This window comes from Cupriavidus sp. C1SS-2L, from assembly GCF_057073735.1.
In genome coordinates this window covers 3,273,795-3,288,205 of the sequence record NZ_CP172708.1, presented here as the reverse complement: position 1 = coordinate 3,288,205, position 14,411 = coordinate 3,273,795, and the positions used below count along the sequence as shown (strand labels likewise).

The following is a 14,411-nucleotide window of genomic DNA, read 5'->3' as shown; positions in this document are numbered from 1 at the left end:
CGGGCATGTTCGTCTGACGACTGAACAGAAACAGGTCAAGCAGGACCACAGGACTACAGGACAGGAGCCGATATGCCCGTCAATCTTCCGCTGCCGCAGGCAGACAACCTGAAACCCGTTGCCGGCGTGGAGCTCGGCTGGGCCGAGGCCGGCATCCGCAAGGCCAACCGCAAGGACGTGCTTGTCGTGCGCGTGGCCGAAGGCAGCACGGTGGCTGGCGTGTTTACGCGCAACCGCTTCTGCGCCGCGCCGGTGCAGGTTTGCCGCGAGAACCTTGCTGGCGGAAAGGGTATTCGCGCGCTGGTGATCAACACTGGCAACGCCAATGCCGGGACCGGCGAGACCGGCCTGGCCAATGCGCGTGCCACATGTGACGCGCTGGCTGGCCAACTGGGCATCGCCGCGAATCAGGTGCTGCCGTTCTCGACCGGCGTGATCCTCGAACAACTGCCGATGGACCGGCTGCTCGCCGGCCTGGCACCGGCCATCGCCAACGCCAAGGCTGACAACTGGCTGGCCGCAGCGGAATCGATCATGACCACCGACACGCAGCCCAAGGCGGCGTCGCGCACGGTACAGATCGACGGCAAGACGGTCACGCTGAGCGGTATCAGCAAGGGCGCTGGCATGATCCGCCCGAACATGGCGACCATGCTCGGCTTCATCGCCACCGACGCGGCCGTGGCCCAGCCGGTGCTGCAGGCGCTGGTGTCGCATGCGGCCGACCACTCGTTCAACAGCATCACGATCGACGGCGATACGTCGACCAACGATTCTTTCGTGCTGATCGCCACGGGCAAGTCGGGCGCCGCGATCGACCGCGCCGACGGCCCGGCCTTCGAGGCGCTGCGCGAGGCCGTGACCAGCCTGGCCCAGGAACTCGCGCAGATGATCGTGCGCGACGGCGAGGGCGCCACCAAGCTGATGACCATCCGCGTGGAAGGCGGCAAGGACGTGGCTGAATGCCGCCAGATCGCTTATGCCGTGGCCCACTCGCCGCTGGTCAAGACCGCGTTCTACGCTTCGGACCCCAACCTCGGCCGTATCCTGGCCGCAGTCGGCTACGCCGGTGTGGATGATCTCGATGTCGACCGCGTCAACCTGTGGCTTGACGACGTCTGGGTCGCGCGCGACGGCGGCCGCAACCCCGAATACCGGGAAGAAGACGGCCAGCGCGTGATGAAGCAGGCCGAAATCACCGTGCGCATCGCGCTGGGCCGCGGCAACGCCGAGGCCACGGTGTGGACCTGCGACCTCTCGCACGACTACGTATCGATCAACGCGGACTACCGTTCCTGATCATCGCCCCCTGTTCAACGACGCTCTGCTGCCATGTCTGACCTCGCCTCTCGCCTCGACAATTTCCTCGCCCGACTCGAACAGTGGCTACCGCCGCAGCTCACGGAAGCGGACTGGCAGGAAGCGGTAGCGTTCCGCTGGCGCAAGCGGCAGAGCCTGTTCGGCAATATTGGCTACCTGCAACCGGTGCGCCAACTGCCGCCGATCCACCTGGACGACCTCAAGAACATCGAGCGCCAGAAGGACGCCATCGTCGCCAATACGCGCCAGTTCGTGAACAAGCTGCCGGCCAACAACGTGCTGCTGACCGGCGCGCGCGGGACCGGCAAGTCGTCGCTGATCAAGGCCTGTCTCAATGCCTTCGTCAAGGACGGGCTGCGTCTCGTGGAAGTCGACAAGAGCGACCTCGGCGATCTCGGCGATATCGTCGAGCAGGTCTCGCAGCGCCCCGAGCGCTTCGTGATCTTCTGCGATGACCTGTCATTCGAGGACGGCGAGTCGGGCTACAAGGCGCTCAAGTCGGCGCTGGACGGCTCGGTCGCCGCGCAGTCGGACAATGTGCTTGTGTACGCGACGTCGAACCGCCGCCATCTGTTGCCCGAGTACATGAAGGACAACGAGTCCTACCGCCACACCGAGGACGGCGAAATCCATCCCGGCGAAGTCGTCGAGGAAAAGATCTCGCTGTCCGAGCGTTTCGGCCTGTGGCTGTCGTTCTACCCGCCCAAGCAGGACGAGTATCTGTCGATCGTCGGCCACTGGCTGAAGCACTTCGGCTGCACCGACGAGGACATCGCCGCAGCGCGTGGCGATGCCCTGGTTTGGGCGCTCGAACGCGGCTCGCGTTCGGGCCGCGTGGCGTGGCAGTTTGCGCGCGACTGGGGCGGCAAGCATGGCAAGCCGTTCATCGCGGATGTGGAGGGCGCATGACGCAGACGCAAGACAGCACGACGCCCCGCAAGGTGACCGAAGTGGCCGTGGGCGTGCTGGTGCAGCCCGATGGCCGCTTCCTGCTGGCGCAGCGCCCGGGCGGCAAGCCGTATGAGGGCTACTGGGAATTTCCCGGCGGCAAGCTGGAACCGGGCGAGACGGTGGAAGCCGCGCTCGCGCGCGAGTTGCATGAAGAGCTGGGCCTGGACATTACCGAGTGCGTGCGCTGGCATGTGCTAGAACACGATTACCCGCACGCCTACGTGCGGCTGCATTTCTGCAAGGTCACGGCCTGGCGCGGTGACCCGGTCGGCCGCGAAGGGCAGGCTTTTTCCTGGCAGACAGTCCCCGTGACGGTGGAACCGCTGCTGCCGGCCACCATCCCGGTGGTCGAATGGCTGGGCGAAGAATCCCGGCCCGCCTGACAATTCGAGCTTTACCCGCGCCCCTGCGGCTGCGGCGCCCGTGATCGCGCCGGCATAACAACAGCAAGAAAGGATCCGTATGCTACGTGCAGACCGCGTTGCCGACGATATTTCCCTGCCTGAGCTGACCCTGCGCGGCATTATCCTGGGGGCGCTGATCACGGTGGTGTTCACCGCCTCCAATATCTATCTGGGTCTTAAGGTCGGGCTGACCTTTTCCTCGGCGATTCCGGCGGCCGTCATCTCGATGGCGGTGCTGCGCCTGTTTCCGGGCGCCAATATCCTCGAAAACAATATGGTGCAGACGCAGGCCTCGGCCGCGGGCACCCTGTCGTCGATCATCTTCGTACTGCCGGGCCTGGTGATGCTGGGTCACTGGCAGGGCTTCCCGTTCTGGCAGACGCTGTCGATCTGCGCGGCCGGCGGCATGCTTGGCGTGCTGTTCAGCATCCCGCTGCGTCACGCAATGGTGGTGCAGAGCGAACTGCCGTATCCGGAGGGCGTGGCCGCTGCGGAAATCCTGCGCGTGGGCAGCGCAGGGCAGGATGTGGCGCCGGGCGCGAAGAAGCAGGGCACCGGTCTGGCCGACCTGATGGCCGGCGGTCTCGTGGCCGGCGTGTTCAGCTTTGCCGCAGGCGGACTGCGCTTGCTGGCGGAGGGCGCGAACCTGTGGCTCGCCGCTGGCGCTTCGGTAGTGCGGTTCTCGATGGGCTTCTCGCTCGCGCTGGTCGGCGCGGGCTACCTGGTCGGCATCGTCGGCGGTCTGGCCATGTTGCTCGGCCTGCTGCTGACGTGGGGCATCGCCGTGCCGTGGCTGACAGCCATCACGCCGCGCCCGGAGGGCGCCACGCTACAGGCATTTGGCACCATGGTGTGGAGCACGCAAGTGCGCTTCATCGGCGCAGGCACGATCGGTATCGCGGCGATCTGGACGCTGATCACGCTGGCCAGGCCGATGCTCGACGGCATCCGTGCCTCGCTGGGCGCGATCAAGGGCGCAGGCGCGGCGGGCGGCGCCGGCGTGCCGCGCACGCAGCAGGACATGCCGGTGCGCTGGATCGGCGTGCTCGCGGTCGTGCTGGCAGTGGTGCTCGCGGTCACCTTCGGCTACTTCATGATGCCTGCGCCGCTGGATGCGGGTGCACGCTGGCGCCTGGTCGGCTGCGCGGTGCTGTTTGCGTTCGTGTTCGGCTTCCTGGTCGCGGCCGCGTGCGGCTACATGGCCGGGCTCGTGGGCTCGTCGGCAAGCCCGATTTCGGGCATCGGCATCATCGCAGTGATCCTGGTGTCGCTGCTGATCCTTCTGATCGGCACAGCGGACGGTTTGCTCGATACGCCCGATGGCAGCAAGTTTGCCATTGCACTCGCCATCTTCACGACCTCGGCCGTGCTGGCGGTGGCGACCATCTCCAATGACAACCTGCAGGACCTGAAGACCGGCTGGCTTGTGGGCGCGACGCCGTGGCGCCAGCAGGTCGCGCTGCTGATCGGCTGCGCGGTCGGTGCGGCGGTGATCCCGCCGGTGCTGGATCTGCTCTACAACGCCTACGGGTTTGCGGGTGCTTTGCCGCGCACGGGCATGGATCCGGGCCAGGCTCTGGCGGCGCCGCAGGCCACGCTGATGACGGCCATTGCTACCGGCATCTTCACGCACAAGCTCAACTGGAACATGATCCTGATCGGCATCGCGCTAGGCGTGGTGCTGATCGTGATCGACGAGATCCTGCGCCGCCGCGGCGGTACCGCACGCTTGCCGGTGCTGGCGGTGGGCATCGGCATTTACCTGCCGCCGACCATCAGTTCGGCGCTGGTGGTGGGGGCGGTGCTGGCGTGGGTCCTGCTGCGCGCCGAGCGCCGCCGCGCTATCGCACGCGGCGACGACGTCAAGCTGGCGCTCGAACATGCCGAACGCCGCGGCACGCTGCTGGCCTCGGGGCTGATCGTCGGGGAAAGCCTGATCGGGGTGCTGCTGGCGGCCGTGATCGGCCTGTCCGGCAAGGATGCGCCGCTGGCGGTGGTGGGCGAGGGCTTCGCCGGCACGGCCGAATGGCTCGGGCTGGCGGTGTTCGTGCTCGTGTGCGTGGGGTTCTACCGCCGCGTGCTGGCCGCGGCGCACTGACTGCGCTGTAGGACAGGACGACTCAGTCGTCCTCGTCTTCAGGCAGGTCCGGCGAAGGCGTTTCGCCGGGCTTGCTGCCGATCACGTATTTTTCGGACGCCCACGCGCCCAGGTCAATCTGCTTGCAGCGCTCCGAGCAAAACGGGCGGAACTTGTTCTCGGGAATCCATTCCACCTTGGTGCCGCAGGTGGGACATTTGACGACGGCAGGCATGACTTCAGAAATTGCAGAGCTTGAGCAGGAACGGAATGTCGGCATCGACCGAACGCGGGCGCAGGTCGCCGTCCTGCTGCGTAAAGCGCACCCATAGCATGTACTTGTTGGCGCTCATCTCGGGGATGAAGGCCAGCAGCGAATCGTCGAGGTGCACCTGCATGAGCTGGTAACTGCGGCCAGACAGCATCTGTTGGTAGCTGCCGCCCGTGGCGATCACCTTGCCGCTCTGGCCCGATTCACGCAGCAGGCGCAGTACGGTGGACGTACCGGCACGCAGCGCGACCAGCGGGCGGGCCCATTTCAGGATGTCGGCGCGGCGTTCTTCGGCCGGACGGTGCTGCCACGCATAGTACGCCGGCAAGTCGAATTCGCACGTGCCGCCCGGAATGATGGCGCGGCTGCGGATGCTCGTTAGCCACTCATTGTCAGTCAGCAGCTGTCCCGCCTTGCCGACAGTCTGGTTGAGCATGGCAATGCCTTGCTCGATCTCGCCGATGATGGCGTCCAGCGCCTCCTGATCGATCTGCGGATTGACCCGCAGCGCAGTCAGCGCCTGGCGCTGGCGCTCGAGTTCCTTGATCAGATCAGTCTTGAGGTCGGCGCGGCCGGCGACGTCAATGATCTCGAACAGCGTGGTCAGCGCGACATGGTGCTGCAGTGGATGTTCCTGGCCGAGGAAGTAATCCAGGCGATCGAACAGGTCTTCCAGGCGCAGGAGTGTCCTGATGCGTTCGTTGAAAGGATATTCGTACAGGATCAAGTGCTATGTCCGTGCAGCGCTTTGGCGGCGCTCCGGTCGGAGCGCCACGGTGCGGGCGTGGCCCGGGGAACGTCAGGAATGTGTGGACGATTCAGCTTTCCACGCATTTCGCGTCATGTTCCAGCGCATTCTATGCGAGACGGGCTGAGAGGACAATGCAATGTGAACGGTGCGCCGTGTTCTGGAGTGGTCCGGTGCCCGGTCGTGCTCCGGCTCACGCTTGCGTGACGCCGGCGGCGGACAGTGCACGATAGGTGCGATCAAGCTGATCCACCTGTGCCGTCAGTGCCTCAACCGGCCCATCGTTGTCGATCACGTCATGGGCGACTGCCAGGCGCTGTGCACGCGTTGCCTGCTTAGCCATGATGGCCAGCACCTGCTCGCGGCTGAAGCCGTTGCGCGACATGACACGGGCGATCTGCGTGTCCTCGCTGCAGTCCACGACCAGCACGCGCCCCACGCGATCGAGCCATGCGCCCGATTCAACCAGCAGCGGCACTACGTAGATCAGATAGGGATGCTCACGGGCGTGCGCGATCTCGGCGGCGCGTGACGTGGTCAGTTCGCGGATCAGCGGATGGGTGATGCCTTCGAGCCGTGCCTTGGCGGCCGGGTCCGCAAAGACCACCGCGCGCATGGCATCGCGGTCCATGGCGCCGTCGGGGCGCAGGCACTGCGGGCCGAAGGCCTCGACCAGCGCGGGGATGGCCTGCCCGCCCGGGGCAGTGATCTCGTGGGCCAGCAGGTCAGTGTCGATGATGGCGGCGCCGCGCGCGGCGAACATGTCGGCTACGCGGGTCTTGCCGCTGCCGATACCGCCAGTCAGTCCGATCTCCAGCATGTCAGGTTCCGTGGGTGCAATGCCCCAAACGATACCAGCTTGGCGCTTCTCCGGTCCTCTGGCGCCGCTTACGGCATGAATAGCAGCGGCAGCACACCCGGGCCGAAGAACAGCACCAGCCCGCCGGCGCCCGCAATGAATGGGCCGAACGGGAACGGCGTGTCCCGTCCCTGGCGGCGCAGCGCGATATTGGCGACGCCGAACACCACGCCGACCACCGACGACAGCAGCACCAGCGACGGCAAGGCCTGCCAGCCGAACCAGGCGCCCAGCGCGGCCATCAGCTTGAAATCGCCGTAGCCCATGCCTTCCTTGCCGCGCACGAGCTTGAACAGCCAGTAGGCGCTCCACAGCAGCAGGTAGCCGGCCACGGCGCCGATCACGGCATCGGCGATCGGCACGAACAGCCCGGCCAGGTTCAGCAGCAGGCCCAGCCACACCAGCGGCAGCGTGATCTGGTCGGGCAGCAACTGCGTATCGGCGTCGATCATCGTCAGTGCCATCAGCGCCCACAGCAGCACCAGCGCGGCCACGCCCTGCCAGGTCGCGCCGAAGTGCCAAGCGGCCAGCGCGCTGAGCACGCCGGTCGCCAGCTCCACTAGCGGATAGCGCATGCCGATCGGTGCCTTGCATGACGAGCAGCGTCCGCGCAGGAACAGGTAGCTGATAACCGGAATATTCTCCCAGGCCGCGATCGCATGGCCGCAGTGGGGGCAGGCCGAGCGCGGCACCATCAGGTTGTAGCGGTCGGGGTAGGGCAGCGGGTCGCTGCGCACTTCGGCGATGTAGTTGGCCTCGTCGTGTTCCATCATGCGCGGCAGCCGGTGGATCACCACGTTCAGGAAGCTGCCGACCAGCAGGCCGAGCACGGCGGCTGCCGCCACCAGGAACGACGGCGGCAGTGCCGCCAGCGCCGGCAGCGCAAAGGCGCCGCCGGCGGGGAATGCCGGATTCATCAATTACACCACCTGTCCCAGCTTGAAGATCGGCAGGTACATTGCCACCACCATACCGCCGATGAGCACGCCCAGCACCACGATGATGAGCGGCTCGATCAGGCTCGAAATGGCCGCCACGGCGTCATCGACCTCGCGCTCGTAGAACTCCGCCACCTTGATGAGCATATTGTCCAGCGCGCCCGATTCCTCGCCGATCTGCGTCATCTGCAGCACCATGTTGTCGAACACGTGCGTGGCTTGCATGGCGTTGGTCAGGCTGGTACCGATGCGCACGGACTGTTCGATCTCGCGCGTGGCGTCGTAGTAGACCCAGTTGCCCGCCGCGCCGGCCACGGATTCCATCGATTCCACCAGCGGCGTACCCGCCGCGAACATGGTGGCGAGCGTACGCGTCCAGCGCGCGATCACGGCCTTGCGGAAGAGGCTGCCGAAAATGGGCAGCTTCAGCATTATGCGGTCCGTGGTGCGCTGGACCTTCTCGGATTTCTTCAAGGCCCGTAAATAGAACGCGATTGCCCCCACCGGTATGCCGATGACGATGTACCAGTACGCGACGAAGAAGTCCGAGATGGCGATCACGACCAGCGTCGGCGCCGGCAGGTTCGCGCCGAAGCTCGAGAACACGCCCTTGAACGCCGGGATCACGAACAGCATCAGGATCACCGTCACGGCAAAGGCCACGGTCAGCACCGCGATCGGGTAGATCATCGCGGACTTGATCTGGCTCTTCAGCGCGATGGTCTTTTCCATGTAGAGCGACAGGCGCTCGAGCAGGGAGTCGAGAATACCGCCCTGCTCGCCGGCGTCGATCAGGTTGCAGTACAGCGTGTCGAAGTAGCGCGGATGGCGTCGGAACGCCGCCGCCATGCTGCTGCCGGATTCGATGTCGAAGCGGATGTCGGACAGCAGCTGCGTGAAGTTCGGATTGGCGTGCCCGCGCGCGATGATGTCGATCGACTGCAGCAGCGGAATGCCAGCCTTCAGCATGGTCGAAAGCTGGCGCGTGAAATACGCGATGTCCTTCTCGGTGATCTTCTTGCCGCGCGCGGCCTTGCGCTTCTTGAGCTTGACCACCGTGAGGCCCTGCTTGCGCAGCGCCGCCGTGACCTCGGCCTGGTTTTCGGCCCGCTGTTCCCCGGTGAACGTCTTGCCTTTGCGGTCCTTGCCTTCCCACTCGAAGATGTACTGCGTGGGTGCTTTACGTCCTGCTCGTCCTGCCTTCGCGCGTGGCGGCACTGCCGCCCGTGCGCTCGCAGCTGGTGCGCGCGTTGCCATGATCGACCCCCGACATGAATGTTTTGTCTGTAGTTTTATGAATTGGTGGTGGCCAGCACTTCTTCGAGTGACGTGACCCCTTGCTTGACCTTGAGCAGGCCAGCTTCCCGCAACGATAGCACGCCGTCGCGCCGCGCCTGCTCGGCAATCTGCAGCGCCGTACCGTGCGACAGGATGATCTGCTGCATCGCCTCGGTGATCGGCATAACCTGGTAGATGCCGCAGCGTCCCTTGTAGCCGCTGCCATTGCAGCGCTCGCAGCCGACCGGATGGTACGGCTGCCAGCTACCGTCGAGCTGCGGTTCCTTGAACCCGGCGTCGAGCAGCGCTTCGCGCGGGATCGTGCCGGGCTTCTTGCAGGTGCACAGCCGCCGCGCCAGGCGCTGCGCCGTGATCAGCAGCACGCTCGATGCGATGTTGAACGGCGCCACGCCCATGTTCATCAGTCGCGTGAGCGTGGTCGGCGCATCGTTGGTGTGCAGCGTCGACAGCACCAGGTGGCCTGTCTGCGCGGCCTTGATCGAGATATCGGCGGTTTCCAGGTCGCGGATTTCGCCGACCATGATGATGTCCGGATCCTGCCGCAGGAACGAACGCAGCGCCGCGGCAAAGGTCAGGCCGGCTTTGTCGTTGACGTTGACCTGGTTGATGCCGGGCAGCTGGATTTCAGCCGGGTCCTCAGCGGTCGAGATATTGATATCGCCCTGGTTCAGCAGGTTCAGGAACGTATAGAGCGACACGGTCTTGCCGCTGCCGGTCGGCCCGGTCACCAGGATCATGCCGTAGGGCCGCTTGATGGTTTCCAGCAGCAGCGCCTTCTGTTCGGGCTCGTAGCCGAGCTGGTCGATATCGAGCTTGTCGGACGATGATTCCAGGATACGCATCACGATCTTCTCGCCGAAGAGCGTGGGCAGCGTCGACACGCGGAAGTCCACCGCCTTCTCGACGGTTTCCTTGTCCTTGCCGTCCTTGTCCTTGTCCTTGGGCAGCGCGATCAGCAGCTTCATGCGGCCGTCCTGCGGCACGCGCTTTTCAGAAATGTCCAGGCGCGACAGCACCTTGATGCGCGTGGCGATCTTGTCGCGAATATCGAGCGGCGGCCGCGCGACCTCGTGCAGCACGCCGTCCACGCGGAAGCGGATGCGGTAGAAGGTCTCGAACGGCTCGAAGTGCAAGTCCGACGCGCCGCGGTGGAAGGCTTCGGTCAGCAGCTTCTGCAGGAAGCGCACGACCGGCGCATCGTCGATGTCGTTGGTGGCGCCCGTGCGGGGCCGCTGCGCGGCGGCGGCGACCGGATCGTATTCGATCATCTTGCGCTCAGTGGGCGTGCCGGGCGCAACGTCCTTGAGCGTGCCCAGCGCTTCGCCGGCGGAACGCACATGCTTCATCAGCTTGTCGTGCTCCACCACCACGGTGTCGAGCGGCAGGTTGTACTTCTGCTTGATGGCGTCGAGTCCCGCCTGGTTGGACGGGTCCGACATGGCCACGACAAGGCGGTTCTCGCGCCGCCCCAGCGGCAGCAGGCGGTGCGCGTGGAATTCGCGGTTGCCGGCCAGCGCGGACGGCACCTTGTTCATGTTGTACTGGCTGAGATCGAGCAGTGGAAGCTGATACTTGTCGGCGGCGAACAGTGCGACGTCGTGCGCGGTCATGGTGCCGGTGCCAACGATCTCGTCGATCAGCTGCGTCTGCTTTTCGCGTGCCGACTGCTCAAGTTGGGCGAGCAGCGCGGGGGCGATACGACGGCTCTGTGCAAGGGCGAGACCAAGTGTCATGGCAGGGACCAGGTAGTGCATTGCGCCCGGAGGCGCCGGTCGGGGCCATGGGCCCCGGATCGGCGCAGTTTGCCGCCGGGGTCACTTTTTGTAAAGGCGACAAATGGACGGTGTCGGCATTTGTGCGACACGGGCGCAACCCTACTTGCGCGGGGAGCGGGCGCGGCAGCGCAGTAGCGGCTGATGGGCGGAATATCGGTGCCGCGAGAAGGCTCGCGAAGAAGGCGACGCAGAAAACAAAAAAGCCGCACATTGCTGTGCGGCTTCTTGCTGGCCCAGTACTGCATGGCCATGAATTCTGGTCGGGGTGAGAGGATTCGAACCTCCGGCCTCTACGTCCCGAACGTAGCGCTCTACCAGGCTAAGCTACACCCCGAAATTCTGTTGCTAATACTCTGCTTTGTTGCTAACACGTTAGCGTCAGCAGCAAAGAACGTAACTTTAACAGCGTTTCTTCCGGAAGGGAAGAGGCTGGCGGCAATTTCAGGATTGCCGCTGCAGCGAGAACTCGCACAGCGCGATCAGCGTGTCTTTCCAGTCGGACGCCGGGAACTGCTGCGCAGCCTTCTCGGCGGCTTCGGCTTCGCGGCGTGCCGCTTCGAACGTGACATCGAGCGCGCCGCTCGCATGGATGGCCGAGAACACTGCGTCGAAATGCTCGGTGCCGCCTTGCACGATCGCTTCGCGCGCCAGCACGCGCTGCTCCGGCGTGCCGTACTCGAGCAGGTGCAGCAGCGGCAGCGTCGGCTTGCCTTCGCGAAGGTCGTCGCCGGCGTTCTTGCCCATCTGCTCGGCACTCGCGGTGTAGTCGAGCATGTCATCGATGAGCTGGAACGCGGTGCCGATACGGCGGCCGTACTCGGCGGCGGCTTCTTCCATGGCGGCGTCCGCACCGGCCAGCACCGCGCCAAGCTGGGCGGAGGCCTCGAACAGCTTGGCCGTCTTGTAGCGGATCACTTGCAGGTAGCGTTCGATCGTGACGTCGGGATCGTGCATGTTCAGCAGCTGCAGCACTTCGCCTTCGGCGATCACGTTGGTCGCGTTGGACAGAATCTCCATGATTCGCATGCTGCCCGCATCGACCATCATCTGGAATGCGCGCGAATAAAGGAAGTCGCCGACCAGCACGCTGGCGGCGTTGCCGAACACCGCGTTGGCGGTCTCGCGGCCGCGGCGCAGTTCGGATTCATCGACCACATCGTCATGCAGCAGCGTGGCGGTGTGGATGAACTCGACGACGGCTGCGAGCTCATGGTGGCGGTTGCCGTCGTAGCCAAACGCGCGTGCCGACATCAGCAGGATCACCGGGCGCAGGCGCTTGCCGCCGGCACTGATGATGTATTCGCCGATCTGTTCGATCAGTGGAACTTCAGAAGACAGCCGTTGACGGATGACCGCATCGACCGCGCGCATGTCTGCAGCGACCGGGGCAAGCAAGGCAGTGGCGGAAGGCTGGGTCAAGATGATCACCGTTACGCAAAACCGGACGATTATATGCGATGCGAACGTGGTTCACGCCAATGGCTGTCCCCGTTCGGGGGATGCGGGTAGCGGCGGACTATAATTCGGACATGAACAAGCCCATGTCCCGCCGCAATGTCCGCCGCACGGCCTGGTGGGTGGCGTTTGCCGCACTGGCGGGCTTTCTGCTGGCCGATCTGACCTGATCCTCGTGGGCGCAGAAGTGCGCAAGGCGTCGCCGGACAGGCTATGTGCCTGTTTTCTTTGCGTTTTTCCGTAGCCTCGTTTACAATACGCGGTTTCCTCCGGTTGCTTTGCCCGTTTTGCGGCTGCTGACCGGTGGGAGATAACCGGGCCTCACCATGCGCGCAAGCGCCCAAATGCGGGGCGCGCAAGCGCTCTGGTGCAGGTCATCGGCGTTTTATTCACATCCGAGAGGTTCGACAATGTACGCGGTCGTAAAAACCGGCGGCAAGCAATACAAGGTTGCTGCTGGCGAAAAACTTAAAGTAGAACAGATACCGGCAGACATTGGCGCAGAAATCACGCTCGACCAGGTGCTCGCAGTGGGCGCCGGCGACCAAATCAAGTTTGGTACGCCGCTGGTTAGCGGGGCTTCCGTCAAGGCTACCGTTATCTCCCAAGGTCGTCACGACAAGGTGAAGATCTTCAAGATGCGCCGTCGCAAGCACTACCAGAAGCGTCAGGGCCATCGTCAGAATTACACCGAGCTGCGCATCGAAGCGATCAACGCCTGATCATTCGAACGTAACCCGGTAAAGCGACAGGAGTAAGACATGGCACAGAAAAAAGGCGGCGGTTCCACGCGGAACGGCCGTGATTCCGAATCGAAGCGTCTGGGCGTGAAGGTGTTTGGTGGCCAGGCCATCAACGCCGGCGGCATCATCATCCGCCAACGCGGCACCCGCGTGCACGCCGGTGACAACGTGGGCGTGGGCAAGGACCACACCCTGTTTGCACTGGTCGACGGCCACGTGCAATTCGCCGTCAAGGGCCCTGCCAAGAAGCAGCACGTCAGCGTCGTCCCGGCGGCCTGATAACAGCCTTTGCAGCACGAAGGCCCCGCAACGCTTGCGGGGCTTTTTTGTTTCTGGCGACAATATAAATAGTCAATGCCAGTCACCCGCCCGGTCACCTGGCTCCATCACGGAAACCCATCATGAAGTTCATCGACGAAGCCCGAATCGAAGCCATCGCCGGCAACGGCGGCAATGGCAGCGCCTCGTTCCGGCGCGAGAAGTTTGTGCCCTTCGGTGGTCCGGATGGCGGCGACGGCGGCCGGGGTGGCAGCGTGTTCGCCGTGGCGGACCGCAACATCAATACGCTGATCGACTTCCGCTACGCGAAGAAGCACGTGGCGCGCAACGGTGAAAACGGCCGTGGCTCCGACTGCTACGGTGCGGCCGGCGACGACGTCACGTTGCGCATGCCGGTCGGTACGCTGATCACCGACATGGACACCGGCGAGCTGATCGCCGACCTGACCGAGCACGGCCAGAAGGTCTGCCTGGCCGAAGGCGGCATGGGTGGCTGGGGCAACCTGCATTTCAAGTCCAGTACCAACCGCGCGCCGCGCCAACAGGTTGACGGCAAGCCGGGCGAGCGCCGCATGCTCAAGCTCGAACTCAAGGTGCTGGCCGACGTCGGCCTGCTGGGCATGCCCAACGCCGGCAAGTCGACGTTCATCTCGCACATCTCGAACGCGCGGCCGAAGGTGGCGGACTACCCGTTCACCACGCTGCACCCGAACCTGGGTGTGGTGCGCGTCGACCATGAGCAGTCTTTCGTGGTGGCCGACATTCCGGGCCTGATCGAAGGCGCGGCCGAAGGCGCTGGCCTCGGCCACCAGTTCCTGCGCCATCTGCAGCGTACGGGCCTGTTGCTGCACATCGTTGACCTCGCGCCGTTTGATGAAGCCGTGGATCCCGTGGCGGAAGCCAAGGCCATCGTCAACGAGCTCAAGAAGTACGACGAAACGCTCTACGACAAGCCGCGCTGGCTCGTGCTGAACAAGCTCGACGTAGTGCCCGAGGAAGAGCGCGCCACGCGCGTGAAGGACTTCATCAAGCGCTACAAGTGGAAGGGCCCGGTGTTCCAGATCTCCGCGCTGACCGGCGACGGCTGCCGCGAGTTGATCTACGCGATCAAGGACCACCTGGCAGCGCTCAAGGCTGAAGAGGCCGCAGCGCTGGCCGAGCCCGATATCCGCCTCGACGAGCGCCTGCATAACGTCGACCACGACGGTCACGAGCAGTAAGCCAGCTTTTCTCCCTCGCCCATGCGGGGCGAGGGATCACCATTGGGGATGCCAGAAAAGCCCCCCGGAGAC

14 protein-coding genes and 1 tRNA gene are annotated in these 14,411 nt (G+C 64.7%); 7 read left to right on the top strand and 8 right to left on the bottom strand.

All coding sequences use genetic code 11. From position 1 onward, the window contains the following. Window positions 1-72: 72 nt before the first annotated feature. The 4 genes from argJ (at window position 73) to ACIGJG_RS15215 (ending at window position 4,773) form a co-directional block, all read left to right on the top strand. On the top strand, window positions 73-1,299 hold the full coding sequence (gene argJ, locus ACIGJG_RS15230; protein ID WP_011299114.1) for a bifunctional glutamate N-acetyltransferase/amino-acid acetyltransferase ArgJ: 1,227 nt from the start codon (window positions 73-75) through the stop codon (window positions 1,297-1,299). 33 nt (window positions 1,300-1,332) lie between these two features. Continuing rightward, complete coding sequence (locus ACIGJG_RS15225; protein WP_011299113.1) at window positions 1,333-2,229, top strand: ATP-binding protein; 897 nt, start codon at window positions 1,333-1,335, stop codon at window positions 2,227-2,229. Continuing rightward, on the top strand, window positions 2,226-2,654 hold the full coding sequence (locus ACIGJG_RS15220) for an NUDIX domain-containing protein (protein WP_140953488.1): 429 nt from the start codon (window positions 2,226-2,228) through the stop codon (window positions 2,652-2,654). Before ACIGJG_RS15225 ends, ACIGJG_RS15220 begins: the two co-directional genes overlap by 4 nt. 79 nt (window positions 2,655-2,733) lie before the next feature. Beyond that, window positions 2,734-4,773, top strand: coding sequence for an OPT family oligopeptide transporter (locus tag ACIGJG_RS15215; protein WP_011299111.1), 2,040 nt, complete (start codon window positions 2,734-2,736; stop codon window positions 4,771-4,773). Between the two features lie 22 nt (window positions 4,774-4,795). Here ACIGJG_RS15215 and ACIGJG_RS15210 read toward each other — a convergent pair whose 3' ends face one another. From ACIGJG_RS15210 to ispB, 8 genes are all read right to left on the bottom strand, one after another. Next, window positions 4,796-4,987: a DNA gyrase inhibitor YacG gene (locus ACIGJG_RS15210; protein WP_011299110.1), complete on the bottom strand. Its 192-nt coding sequence runs from the start codon at window positions 4,985-4,987 to the stop codon at window positions 4,796-4,798. 4 nt (window positions 4,988-4,991) lie between these two features. Continuing rightward, window positions 4,992-5,750 (bottom strand): cell division protein ZapD, encoded by a 759-nt coding sequence (gene zapD / locus ACIGJG_RS15205; RefSeq protein WP_011299109.1) that lies wholly within the window; start codon window positions 5,748-5,750, stop codon window positions 4,992-4,994. 214 nt (window positions 5,751-5,964) lie between these two features. Beyond that, the gene (coaE, locus tag ACIGJG_RS15200; RefSeq protein ID WP_140953486.1) at window positions 5,965-6,591 is read right to left on the bottom strand and encodes a dephospho-CoA kinase; all 627 of its coding nucleotides are present in this window, start codon (window positions 6,589-6,591) and stop codon (window positions 5,965-5,967) included. Window positions 6,592-6,659: 68 nt separating this feature from the next. Beyond that, the gene (locus ACIGJG_RS15195) at window positions 6,660-7,547 is read right to left on the bottom strand and encodes a prepilin peptidase (protein WP_011299107.1); all 888 of its coding nucleotides are present in this window, start codon (window positions 7,545-7,547) and stop codon (window positions 6,660-6,662) included. Window positions 7,548-7,550: 3 nt separating this feature from the next. After that, on the bottom strand, window positions 7,551-8,825 hold the full coding sequence (locus tag ACIGJG_RS15190) for a type II secretion system F family protein (RefSeq protein ID WP_011299106.1): 1,275 nt from the start codon (window positions 8,823-8,825) through the stop codon (window positions 7,551-7,553). Window positions 8,826-8,860: 35 nt separating this feature from the next. Next, window positions 8,861-10,600 carry a type IV-A pilus assembly ATPase PilB gene (gene pilB / locus ACIGJG_RS15185; RefSeq protein ID WP_041680065.1) on the bottom strand — a complete coding sequence of 580 codons (1,740 nt, stop codon included), beginning with the start codon at window positions 10,598-10,600 and terminating at the stop codon, window positions 8,861-8,863. A gap of 299 nt (window positions 10,601-10,899) precedes the next feature. Further along, a tRNA-Pro gene (locus ACIGJG_RS15180) sits at window positions 10,900-10,976 on the bottom strand. Window positions 10,977-11,083: 107 nt separating this feature from the next. Continuing rightward, window positions 11,084-12,013, bottom strand: coding sequence for an octaprenyl diphosphate synthase (gene ispB, locus ACIGJG_RS15175; protein WP_049796430.1), 930 nt, complete (start codon window positions 12,011-12,013; stop codon window positions 11,084-11,086). A gap of 494 nt (window positions 12,014-12,507) precedes the next feature. Here ispB and rplU point away from each other — a divergent pair, with 494 nt between their 5' ends. The 3 genes from rplU (at window position 12,508) to obgE (ending at window position 14,339) form a co-directional block, all read left to right on the top strand. Then, window positions 12,508-12,819 carry a 50S ribosomal protein L21 gene (gene rplU / locus ACIGJG_RS15170; protein WP_011299103.1) on the top strand — a complete coding sequence of 104 codons (312 nt, stop codon included), beginning with the start codon at window positions 12,508-12,510 and terminating at the stop codon, window positions 12,817-12,819. Window positions 12,820-12,858: 39 nt separating this feature from the next. Continuing rightward, window positions 12,859-13,119 (top strand): 50S ribosomal protein L27, encoded by a 261-nt coding sequence (gene rpmA, locus ACIGJG_RS15165; RefSeq protein WP_011299102.1) that lies wholly within the window; start codon window positions 12,859-12,861, stop codon window positions 13,117-13,119. A gap of 122 nt (window positions 13,120-13,241) precedes the next feature. After that, window positions 13,242-14,339 (top strand): GTPase ObgE, encoded by a 1,098-nt coding sequence (gene obgE / locus ACIGJG_RS15160; protein WP_011299101.1) that lies wholly within the window; start codon window positions 13,242-13,244, stop codon window positions 14,337-14,339. Window positions 14,340-14,411 lie beyond the last annotated feature (72 nt).